Annotated in this window: 7 protein-coding genes; 4 read left to right on the top strand and 3 right to left on the bottom strand. The window is 38.7% G+C overall.

Going from position 1 to position 8,598, the window contains the following annotated elements:
* Positions 1–374: 374 nt before the first annotated feature.
* From A6M13_RS12340 to A6M13_RS12325, 3 genes are all read right to left on the bottom strand, one after another.
* Positions 375–1,559: an NAD(P)/FAD-dependent oxidoreductase gene (locus tag A6M13_RS12340; protein ID WP_066546798.1), complete on the bottom strand. Its 1,185-nt coding sequence runs from the start codon at positions 1,557–1,559 to the stop codon at positions 375–377.
* 28 nt (positions 1,560–1,587) lie between these two features.
* Positions 1,588–2,013, bottom strand: coding sequence for a helical membrane plugin domain-containing protein (locus tag A6M13_RS12335; RefSeq protein WP_066546797.1), 426 nt, complete (start codon positions 2,011–2,013; stop codon positions 1,588–1,590).
* An 839-nt stretch (positions 2,014–2,852) separates the two neighbouring features.
* Positions 2,853–3,485 (bottom strand): YfbR-like 5'-deoxynucleotidase, encoded by a 633-nt coding sequence (locus A6M13_RS12325; RefSeq protein ID WP_066546795.1) that lies wholly within the window; start codon positions 3,483–3,485, stop codon positions 2,853–2,855.
* 414 nt (positions 3,486–3,899) lie between these two features.
* Here A6M13_RS12325 and A6M13_RS12320 point away from each other — a divergent pair, with 414 nt between their 5' ends.
* From A6M13_RS12320 to A6M13_RS12305, 4 genes are all read left to right on the top strand, one after another.
* Entirely contained in the window at positions 3,900–4,673 is a 774-nt protein-coding gene (locus tag A6M13_RS12320; RefSeq protein WP_211270317.1) for a LysM peptidoglycan-binding and 3D domain-containing protein, read from the top strand.
* Positions 4,674–4,934: 261 nt separating this feature from the next.
* Positions 4,935–5,903: a TAXI family TRAP transporter solute-binding subunit gene (locus tag A6M13_RS12315; protein WP_066546789.1), complete on the top strand. Its 969-nt coding sequence runs from the start codon at positions 4,935–4,937 to the stop codon at positions 5,901–5,903.
* A gap of 87 nt (positions 5,904–5,990) precedes the next feature.
* Complete coding sequence (locus tag A6M13_RS12310; RefSeq protein ID WP_066546787.1) at positions 5,991–6,491, top strand: DUF1850 domain-containing protein; 501 nt, start codon at positions 5,991–5,993, stop codon at positions 6,489–6,491.
* On the top strand, positions 6,491–8,503 hold the full coding sequence (locus A6M13_RS12305; RefSeq protein WP_066546782.1) for a TRAP transporter permease: 2,013 nt from the start codon (positions 6,491–6,493) through the stop codon (positions 8,501–8,503). The genes A6M13_RS12310 and A6M13_RS12305 overlap by 1 nt, the downstream gene beginning before the upstream one ends.
* Positions 8,504–8,598: the final 95 nt, after the last annotated feature.

Genomic DNA, 8,598 nt, shown 5'->3' with positions numbered 1-8,598 from the left:
GATGGTAGTTGGGGGGTTCCCCCTGTGAGAGTAGGACGTCGCTTCGCACGCATAGGCTGATGAACTTTATGTTCATCGGTTTTTTTTATTAGCAGATATGTTTTCTTACATAATTTATGTATAAAGTGGTAGAAGAAATGGTGCTATTTTTTCTGCCATTTTCTTTTTGTCGTCCCGTCTATTTGAGTAAACAATTTTTTTTCAGTACTTTTGTTATTTATTGCTATTTCACCTAACACAATAGTTCTTTTGCAAGCTCATATTCTTGCTGCACTTTCTTACAGAATGTACGCAATTAGCTAAAAAATAAACCCGCACTTGTCGTAGGGAGACAAGTGCGGGTTTTCACGCAATGAGGAACGTGATTGAAAAGATTAGTATGCTAAACCGAATAAAGCTTTAATATGCGTCATGTAACGGATGTTAGAAGCTTCTTTCATTAATGTAGCAGCAAGACCTGTTAATTGAGTGTTGCTAGCGCCGATTGTTGCAATTGCATCTTTACGGCCTAAAGAACCTAATGTACCAGAGTTTGTGAAGCTGAATTCTTTCATATCAGCGCCTTTAATTTGAGCGAAGATATTGTAACCAGCAGCTTCACCTTGTTGCCATGCAACTTGTGCAGTTGGTGCGTAAGTTGGACGGTCACCTGGGTTTGGAATATGTGCAGAAGCATCACCAATAACGAATACTTCTGGATGAGATGTAGACTGTAAGAAGTCGTTAATTGTTGCTTTCCCACGGTCAGCAGCTAAACCAGATTCAGCTACTAATGGAAGTGGCGCAACCCCACCAGTCCATACTAATGTGTTCGCTACGATTGGCTCGCGGTCTTTAAGCTCGATTACGTTACCTTTAACACCCGTTACTGGTGTAGATGTAATGAACTCAACGCCACGTTTTGTTAATGATTCTGTAGCACGGTCGATTAAGTTAGATGGGAATACTGGTAAAATGCGTGGGCCAGCTTCTACTAATTTAATTTTTAAGTCTTCGAATTTTACGCCGTATTTTGCAGCGATTTTCGGGAAGTTATCAACGATTTCACCAACAAGCTCAACACCTGTTAAACCGCCACCACCGATAACGATTGTTGCGTCAGCTTCGTTTTTAGACTCAGCGTATGCTTTAATGCGTCCTTCGATGTGTTCACGGATTTTGTTTGCTTCGTCAACTGATTTTAACACCATAGAGTTTTCCTCTAAGCCCGGGATACCGAAGAATCCAGTTTGGCTACCTAAAGAAACGACTAATGTGTCATATGATAAAGTTTTACCATTTGATAATTCTACTTTTTTAGCATCTACGTTAAAGCTGTTTACTTTTGCGATTTCTAAGTTTACATCTAAGCCTTTGAAGATACGTTTTAGTGGTAACGCAACTGCGCCTTCAGCAATTGTACCACCAGCTAAACGATGAAGTTCAGTGATGATTTGGTGTGTAGGGAATTGGTTTACTACTGTGATTTTTGCTTCGTTAGCATTTAAATACTTACGCGCTGTAAGAGCTGATAACACACCAGCATAACCAGCACCTAAGATGACGATTTCTTTTGACATGATTGAATAATCCTCCGTCCTTCTAGTCCTATTTGTTGGCTTGACGCTCAGCGTTTACTTGTAAGAATGCATTGAAAAAGCGGAATGCATTTTGTACTTGAGGGTCTTTTAACATTTTCATTAAGCCGAAGATACCAATTGTTTCTTGGCTTTCATCTGCACGGTCTTTTGCTTCGATAGCAGTTTGTGCTAATGATTTTGCTGTACCTACTACTGGTGCAGCCATTTCTGTTACAGCGCTAACTGTATCGTTTTTTAACGTCTCGTCTGTTGCTACTGCTTGTGCGAACTCATATGATTTTGTTAAAAGTGTCGTCATTTCAGCTAACTTTGGTAAGTTGTCCACTAAAGTTGTTAAAGAAGCTTGTACTTCCGGCTTTAATAACTGATCAAGAACGTCTAATTGTTCTGGTGTTACAGATACTTCTACCTGTTGGTTTTTCGTCTCTGACATTTTAAAATCTCCTTTGCCATCACTTTACTTTTTTTGTATTACATAATAAAAGACTATTAAGCCTCATTTTCTTAACAGTCAGCACTAGTTACAATATTACAAAGAGAGTGGAATTGCTCCACTTGAACTCGAGTTGGGACCTTTATAAATTGTGTAAGAGCTCATATGATAATCGTATCTTTGTGACATGACATATTAAATTATAAGACTGTTTGCGAGTTATTTCAATTAAGTATTTGTCTAGAATATTAGTTATTTCCGTGAACAAACGACTAGTCGAAAAAACAGCGCTTTCTGCCATACAATCTTCACATTCATTGAAAGAAAATAAATATGTGTTGCTCACATATAATGACAGTTTACGCTGCAATATGTATGTGTGAATATATAATAGAAGAAACTCCAATAAACGCATATAAAAAAACCCTCTACGTTGCATTCCGTAGAGGGTTATCTATAGGCCTTGCTGTATCAATAAGGTTATAAAGCTACAATTGACGTAATATGAATAGAAAGTTTTAAACCACCACTCCTCAAAGTGGGTGTTCGCAATTTAGTTCCTGTCTATCCCAAAGTCAAAAGAGTCTGGGCACGCCATTTCCTAAACGATTAAAACTCCCTGTTACAATGTAAAGGTTAAAACTTAATATCGTACGAACAATGTAGCTTTATAGCTATAATACGTGATGTGTCAGAATATAGCAAGTAAGTGACTTGCAAAAAAATTGTCAAGTAACATGCATAATGAATTTTCATAGAAGTACGAATGATATTGCTCTGTATTTTAAGTATAAAAAAAGCTTTCCCATCATTGGGAAAACCTCCACGTGCATTATGTGTTAACGATTTTCGTTTAAAATTTCGTGCGTTAATGTTTGTAAATCAATATGTGTTTCTTCATTAATAGCGTCTTGCAAAATGATTTCACGGAAGTAAGCAATGCTATTTGGTAGTGGCAGTTGCAAAATTTTTGATAAAGCATTGCGGTAAATAACGACAAACTCTTTATCGCTGTTGCCACGCTTTAACTCTGCAAATGATTCATAAAATTGGTCGAGCTTATCAGCAAACTCTAATAGTAAACCTTCAAGCGAGCCATCTTTTCCTTCTTTCATACGAGCGAAGAAAATATCTTGGAACTGTTCTGGAATTTCATCAATAATGAATTTTTCCATCATTTTTTCCTCAACATGGGCAAGCATTTGTTTCAGTTCAGGGCTTGCGTGCTTTACCGGTGTTTTAATATCGCCGATAAATACTTCTGCAAAGTCATGGTTAATCGTTTTTTCATAAAGCGACTTCCAATCGACTGTTGCGCCGTTCATTTCTTCGAGTGTAGCGAAAAACATCGCATACTGTGAAACTTTCCAAGAGTGTGCTGCTACATTATGTTCTTCAAATTTAAAACGCCCTGGACAACGAATGATGCGTTCTAAATCATTTAAGCTTGTGAAAAAGTGGTGAATTCCCATACATACATTCCTCCTTTGTTCTCTTATTACTATACCCAAAAAATGACCGTCATATGCGTACCGTACAATTTCTTTAAAGAGCATTAACATACTCTTAATATAAAAAGCGATAAAACTGCTCACACATTGTGTAACAAAACAGTGTGACAATGTGACATATTGAAATATAGTTTTATAGTCATAAATGATAGTGAAAAGTTGATGTATAAACGCTTTGTGTCTATTTTTTAGATAATTAGAATTGTTTCTTTTGCAAAAAACATCGTTTTTATGAAATATAATTGTAACTTTCCGCATACTGAGTTGTAATACGTGTGTAATGTAAACACGGTAAAGTTAGTCTCAGCTACAAAATACATCCCATAAAATTTGAGCAACATCGGGATTTGTTTTTAAATGGAGGAAAAGAAAATTATGAAGAAGAAGGCATTTTTAACAGCAGCTGTGATGGCACTAGGTTTAGGTTTTGCATCAAACGACGCGTCAGCTGCTGAACATAAAGTTCGATCGGGAGAAACCTTGTGGTTAATCTCACAAAACTACAATACATCGGTTAACGCATTAAAAGCGTCGAATGGATTAGGTTCTGATATGATTTATGCAGGTCAAACATTACAAGTAGGTGGCTCGACAAAAGCATCTACGGCACAATCAGCAGCAGAGGGCAAGTATACGGTAAAATCTGGTGACACTTTAGCTAGCATCGCGGCAGCATATGGCACTTCGGTACAAACGTTAGTTGACTGGAACGGTTTACGTTCTGCACATGTGATTTATGCAGGTGATGTTTTAACAGTAAAAAATGGTTCAGTACGTGCTCCAATTGAAACAGCAAAGCGTAACGCACAAGCAAAAGCAGCATCATCGCAACCAGCACAACAAACATCTCGTAGCGCTGTACAAACGATGACAGTAGAAGCAACAGCGTACACAGCGTATTGCACAGGATGTTCAGGTACAACAGCGAACGGTACAGACTTACGTGCTAACCCAGGTGCAAAAGTAATTGCAGTAGACCCAAATGTTATTCCTTTAGGGACACGTGTATGGGTTGAAGGCTACGGTGAAGCAATTGCAGCAGATACAGGTGGCGCAATTAAAGGCAACCGCATCGACGTATTCATCCCATCTCAAGATGGTGCAATGGATTGGGGTCGCCGTACAGTAACATTAAAAATCTTAAACTAATAAAATAGATGAATACAGACGGGCATATAGCTCTTCTCTATTACACAACAAAGCCACAGCGAATGTCATTTTCGCTGTGGTTTTAATGTGTTCGGTGCTTTTTTATTTTTGTAAAATATTAAAAGATAAATAAGTTATTGTAATTATCTAAAAATTTATGTTAAAGTTTTTAATAAGCATATATTTCGTTGAATCTTCTAGAAATTGCTCGAATGAAAATATGTGTTAGTACGTCATTTACTTTTCAAGGGGGTTTTTTGTATGAAAGTCCAGAAACAGAAATGGTTTTTAGCACTATGCGCAACAGCAATGTTAGGCCTTGCAGCTTGTTCGTCAGACGAGGGCACGGAAGAAGAAGGTAGCTCAGATATTAAGTTTTTAAGTTTATTAACGGGTGGTACACAAGGAACGTACTACGCGTTAGGTGGGACATTTGCAGATTTAATTTCAGATGAAACAGGTATTCAAACGACAGCGGAAGTATCACAAGCATCTTCGGCGAATGTCACAGCACTTCAAAAAGATGAGGGTGAAATTATTTTCGTTCAAACAGACATCGCGTATTATGCAACACAAGGGGAGTTAATGTTTGAAGAAACAGGTGCGGTTGAGGATTTAGTAGCGATTGGGGCACTTTATCCAGAAACTGTACAACTTGTTGCGTTAGCTGATTCGGGTATTGCATCATTTGAAGATTTAAAAGGTAAGCGAGTATCGGTTGGTGCGCCAGGGTCAGGAACCTATGCGAATGCGGAGCAATTATTAGAAATTCACGGATTAACAATGGATGATATTCAAGCACAAAACTTAGACTTCGGTGAATCAACAGAAGGCATTCAATCAGGTCAAATTGATGCAGCGTTCATTACAGCGGGTTATCCAACAGCAGCAGTTGAAGCATTAAATGCAACAGAAGACGTTGTTGTTGTACCAGTAGCAGCGGATAAGGCACAAGCATTAATTGATAAGTACCCATACTATGCAGTCGATACGATTCCATCAGGCACATATGGCTTAACAGAAGACGTACCAGCTGTATCCGTATTAGCGATGTTAGCGGTAAAAGAAGGTTTACCAGAAGACGTGGCATATGATATTACGAAAGCCATTTATGGCAATGCAGGTGAGATTCAACATGCAAAAGGAGAGTTCATTAAAGCTGAAACAGCATTAGATGGTATCGGCATTGATGTACATCCAGGTGCTCAAAAATATTTTGATGAGCAATAAATAGCGAAATTATATAAGGTTTGTCCAAAAAGATGTTTTTTGCGGGCAAACCTTTTCTATCGCCTTTGAAGAAATTGAGGTGCATTTATGAAGCGTTATAGTGTTATGGTTGTCATCATCATACTTGCAGCAATTATTTTTATTCCTTCACAAACAGCCTTCGTTTTTGAACAAACAAGAACGGAACAGCCGATGATGCATTATGTGTTAATTGATGAAGACATTGCTTTTCAAATACGCTATACGCATTCCATTCATCAAACCGATGTGTGGGAGTATTATCGTATAACAGCTGATGACGCCATACGTTTCATACAGATGACGTATGATAAAACCGCCATTGGTATGCCGGCAACTGCGGACAAAGGGCAAACATTAACACTCGAAAATGGTATGTACACGCTTCGTTTTGACGATACCGTGATTGATGATTTTACCGTATTGATTGGTGATATTGATGCCGATTTATCGTTTTATTACGCTGGACAACAATATGATTTAAAAGAACAATTGCAGCGTGGTGAATCGTATCGCTTTTCAATTCAGCACCTTTCATTATACGAACGTGTGAAAGGAATGATGTTGTAATGACAGAACGACAAGAAAGACTTGAAAATGAACAGTTTGAAACATTGTCAGCTGAAGAGCAACAGCGCTTACTTGAAAAATATGATACAGAATCGAACGTGCGTCATATACCTGGTGCTGTCAATAAAGTTATTTATTTTGGATTACTAGCCTTTTCATTATTTCAAGTGTATACAGCTATTTTTGGGCAGTTTACAGCATGGATTCAACGTACGATTCACTTAGGTTTCGGTCTAACTTTTATTTTTTTACTTTACCCAGCACTGAAATCGTTACGGAAAGATAAAGTACCGATTTATGATTGGGTTTTAGCTGGGCTTGCAGCTATTACGGGGATGTACTGGACGCTCAATTACGAACGTCTTGTTAGTCGACTTGGATCGATTGAAACACTCGATTTTATTGTTGGTCTGATCGTTATTGTTCTTGTATTAGAAGCGGCACGACGCGCAGTTGGTTTGCCAATTACGATTATTGCCGGGCTCTTTTTATTTTATGCATTTGCCGGACCGTATATGCCAGACTTTTTAGCGCATCGTGGTCAGTCACTTGAAGGTATTGTTAACTTAATGTACTACTCAACAGATGGGATTTTAGGGACACCGATTAGTGTATCTGCTACATATATTTTTGCGTTTTTATTATTCGGGGCATTCCTTGTGAAAACAGGGGTTGGCGAGTATTTTAATGATTTAGCAATTTCTGTTGCAGGCAAGTTAGTTGGAGGACCCGCGAAGGTAGCTATTTTTTCATCCGCGTTACAAGGAACAATATCAGGTTCATCAGTTGCAAACGTTGTAACGTCTGGCGCGTATACGATTCCATTAATGAAGCGACTAGGATATGAAAAAAACTTTGCGGGCGCTGTTGAGGCTTCGTCTTCAACAGGTGGCCAATTGATGCCACCGATTATGGGCGCAGCAGCATTTTTAATGGTTGAGTTTATCGGGCGTGGCATTACGTATTGGGAAATTGCAAAAGCAGCGGCTATTCCAGCGCTCCTCTACTTTACGGGCATTTGGATTATGACGCACTTTGAAGCGAAACGTCTAGGGTTACGTGGTCTAACTGATGATGAAATGCCGGACCGCAAAATGATTTTTAAGAAAATCTATTTATTAATTCCAATTGCGTTAATTATCGTCATTATGATGCTTGGTGTGCCAGTGATGCATGCAGCGCTTTATGGGATTTTAAGCTGTATTGTTGTCGGTATTATTAATCCCGATGTGAAGTTTGGTATACGTGAAGCCGTTGATGCATTAGTAGACGGTGCACGCACAGCACTTGCAGTAGTTGCCGCAACAGCATGTGCTGGAATTATCGTTGGTGTTGTTGCAAAAACAGGTTTAGGTTTAAGTTTAGCTGGAAGCCTTGTTGATTTAGCTGGTGGCAATATTTTATTAACATTATTCTTTGTTATGATTGCATCGCTTATTTTAGGGATGGGTGCACCGACAACAGCGAACTACGTCATTACATCAACAATTGCAGCGCCTGCGATTATTGTTTTATTAGCACCTGATGTAGCGCCAGCTGCTGTACCGATTGCGGTATTATTATCAGCGCATTTCTTTGTATTTTATTTCGGCATTATCGCAGATATCACGCCGCCTGTTGCGCTTGCAGCTTTTGCGGCATCGGGTATTTCTGGTGGAGACCCAATTCGAACGGGCATTCATTCTGCAAAATTAGCCATTGCCGCATTTATTATTCCCTATATGATTGTGTTCTCGCCAGCGTTGCTGATGATTGATACAACCATATTACAAATTGTATGGGTTGTATTTACTGCGATTTGTGGTATGTTAGCAATCGGTGCCGGGATTATTGGCTATTGGTATCGTTCGATGAATGTAATTGAACGTCTTGTGGCAGTGATTACAGGTTTATTATTGATTTATCCAGAAGGTATATCAGACACAATTGGTTTAGTGCTATTTGTTGTTTTATTTGTTATTCAGTGGATGTCACGTGACAAAAAGCCACCAAAACAAGCGATAGCATCGTAATATACTGGTTAGGTGTATCGCCTCGCATGGAGTGCCATTCGACAGTTTTGATTGTCGAATGGCATTTTCTATTGTGCAAATGGCAAGCCGTGATT

The organism is Caryophanon tenue, assembly GCF_001700315.1.
Classification (GTDB): Bacteria; Bacillota; Bacilli; order Bacillales_A; family Planococcaceae; genus Caryophanon; species Caryophanon tenue.
Note: the sequence above shows the minus strand (reverse complement) of the source record. Positions and strands in the feature narration are given on the sequence as shown.

Coding starts and splice junctions, on each gene's coding strand:
- A6M13_RS12320 (WP_211270317.1), top strand. CDS start 3,900: ATGAAGAAGAAGGCATTTTTAACAGCAGCTGTGATGGCACTAGGTTTA.
- A6M13_RS12335 (WP_066546797.1), bottom strand. CDS start 2,013: ATGTCAGAGACGAAAAACCAACAGGTAGAAGTATCTGTAACACCAGAA.
- A6M13_RS12305 (WP_066546782.1), top strand. CDS start 6,491: ATGACAGAACGACAAGAAAGACTTGAAAATGAACAGTTTGAAACATTG.
- A6M13_RS12310 (WP_066546787.1), top strand. CDS start 5,991: ATGAAGCGTTATAGTGTTATGGTTGTCATCATCATACTTGCAGCAATT.
- A6M13_RS12325 (WP_066546795.1), bottom strand. CDS start 3,485: ATGGGAATTCACCACTTTTTCACAAGCTTAAATGATTTAGAACGCATC.
- A6M13_RS12340 (WP_066546798.1), bottom strand. CDS start 1,559: ATGTCAAAAGAAATCGTCATCTTAGGTGCTGGTTATGCTGGTGTGTTA.
- A6M13_RS12315 (WP_066546789.1), top strand. CDS start 4,935: ATGAAAGTCCAGAAACAGAAATGGTTTTTAGCACTATGCGCAACAGCA.